We start from the raw sequence: 2,156 nt of genomic DNA, 5'->3' as shown, positions 1-2,156 counted from the left end.
AGCTGGTGAGCCACCACGTCGGTGGTTACTTGAAGATCGCACCCGAGCACACCGAGCGCGGGCCGCTCGACAAGATGATGAAGCCGGGCATCGGCACCTATCATCGCTTCAAGCAGATGTTCGAGGCCGCCGCCAAAGAGGCCGGCAAACAGTACTATCTGATCCCGTATTTCATTGCGGCGCATCCGGGCACGACCGACGAGGACATGATGAACCTCGCGCTGTGGCTGAAGAAGAACCGCTACCGCGCCGACCAGGTGCAGACCTTCCTGCCGTCGCCGATGGCGACCGCGACCGCGATGTATCACACCGGCGTTAATCCGCTGCGCGGCGTCCGCCGCGGCGGCAGCGACAAGGTCGAAGCCATCAAGGGCCTGCGCCAGCGCCGGCTGCACAAAGCCTTCTTGCGCTACCACGATCCGGACAACTGGCCGGTGCTGCGCGAGGCGCTGAAAGCGATGGGCCGCGCCGATCTGATCGGCTCGCGCCCGGATCAACTGGTCCCGGCGCATCAGCCGCCCGGCACCGGCAAGGCCGCCGGCATCCGCCGGCCCGTCCGCGACGGTGGCGCGAAGACGCAGCGCTTCACCACCAAGGGCGTGCGGCTGGCGAAGTAGCGCCGCGGATCGAGCGGCGGCTCGCCTGCCAGGCTGCGCCGGCGCGCCATCCTCCCGGCTCGAAGCGGAAAAACAATCGCCAAAATGGCGGCCGCGCTGTCGCGGCAGTCTTGATTTAGCCGGCGGGAATATCAACCTTCTGCCGGGAACCGAGCCGTCCCCGACGGCCGCATCACCTGCTCCCTCAGAGGTCCACCATGTCGCCGGTCTCGCTGTTGCTCAACATCTTCTGGATCGCGCTCGGCGGCTTCTGGATGGCGGCCGGATGGGTGATCGCGGCGATCATCATGGCGATCACCATCATCGGCCTGCCATGGGCCAAGGCCGCGTTCAGCATCGCCGTCTACACGCTGTTTCCGTTCGGCCAGATGGCGGTGCCGCGCCAGGCCCTGACCGGCCGCGGGGACATCGGCACCGGCCCGCTCGGCGTCATCGGCAACATCATCTGGTTCGTGTTCGCCGGCTGGTGGCTGGCGCTGGGCCACATCGTCACCGCCGTGCTGCTCGCCGTGACCATCATCGGCATCCCGTTCGCATGGGCCCACATCAAGCTCGCCGGCATCGCGCTGTGGCCGATCGGCAAGGAAATCGTCCCGGTCGACGAATTCGCCAGGAGCCGCTGAGGGGGAGGCCGCTGAAACGGAAATTGCACAGTCGCTAGGCCGGCCGAGGCCGAAGCTGAAGGGGTCACCCGACCGCGATTTGGTCCGGAGCACCGGACTTCGCTGATTCGAAAGGCTTTATTCAGAAGGCTCCCGCCGCCCCACCCGTTGCCGATTCAGCCCCGATCGGCTAAAGCATCCCGGCACGCACCCGTAGCTCAGCTGGATAGAGCGTTGCCCTCCGAAGGCAAAGGTCACACGTTCGAATCGTGTCGGGTGCGCCAGCCTTAAAATTCTGATTTGCATCGGTTTTTAGCTCGACACACTTCGCTCCCGACTGCTCACGAGATTCCGTCCCTCACAGCCTGTCACGAGCAGAACGGAAGTTATGCCGACGGTCCGAAAACGAGGCGACACTTGGCAAGCTCAGGTGCGCCGCGCAGGCTACCCCGCCTTATCCAAATCTTTCGCGACAAAGGTCGATTCGGACGCAGGGGCGCGAGAAAAGTAGCAGTCCAATGATCATTGATATCGAGTTTAAAACTCTCAGGGGATGACCATGGATTTCATAGTTGCACTGGCTTCCGCATCGCAAGCGCTGACGATCGCAAAGCGGCTACGCGAGATCGACAAAGGCGTCAGCGAGGGCGAGTTCAAGGACACTATGGCGGAATTATAGGAGAAGGCGGCAGAGCTGCGCATGGCACTCGCCGATGCTTGGGAAGACATTCATGAGACAATCAACGGATCAATCGCTTCGCGATGACCGCCGCTCATGAGTCTGGAGAAGCATACTCCATTTGCCGTGAAGGACGAATGGCAAGTCATTAGCTCAGGAAAGACCCCGCGTTCGGCGTCATGGGTGTGCAGCTGCGAACTCTGAAGTGTAGAAAATGCGACCACTCCGAAGACCACCAGTATGATCCTATGAGCGCCA

The 2,156-nt window shown here is 62.6% G+C and carries 3 protein-coding genes and 1 tRNA gene; 3 read left to right on the top strand and 1 reads right to left on the bottom strand.

The genetic code is table 11. The features are described from left to right. The 3 genes from I5M_RS08215 to I5M_RS08205 form a co-directional block, all read left to right on the top strand. A partial coding sequence (locus I5M_RS08215; RefSeq protein ID WP_148287843.1) for a DUF3362 domain-containing protein occupies positions 1 to 617 on the top strand: 617 nt, incomplete at its 5' end. 197 nt (positions 618 to 814) lie between these two features. Next, a complete protein-coding gene (locus I5M_RS08210) occupies positions 815 to 1,240 on the top strand; it encodes a YccF domain-containing protein (protein WP_022720959.1) in 426 nt (141 codons plus the stop codon). Positions 1,241 to 1,426: 186 nt separating this feature from the next. Further along, positions 1,427 to 1,503: transfer RNA gene (locus tag I5M_RS08205), tRNA-Arg, on the top strand. A gap of 445 nt (positions 1,504 to 1,948) precedes the next feature. Here I5M_RS08205 and I5M_RS33335 read toward each other — a convergent pair. Next, positions 1,949 to 2,156: hypothetical protein (locus I5M_RS33335; protein ID WP_210161614.1), on the bottom strand; the 208-nt coding region annotated here is incomplete at its 5' end.

The sequence above is a fragment of the Rhodopseudomonas sp. B29 genome, from assembly GCF_000333455.1.
Lineage (GTDB): Bacteria > Pseudomonadota > Alphaproteobacteria > Rhizobiales > Xanthobacteraceae > Rhodopseudomonas.
Note: the sequence above shows the minus strand (reverse complement) of the source record. Positions and strands in the feature narration are given on the sequence as shown.

What these genes read in the sequence shown, in the direction of transcription:
- I5M_RS08210 (WP_022720959.1), top strand. Translation starts at nt 815, where the DNA reads ATGTCGCCGGTCTCGCTGTTGCTCAACATCTTCTGGATCGCGCTCGGC.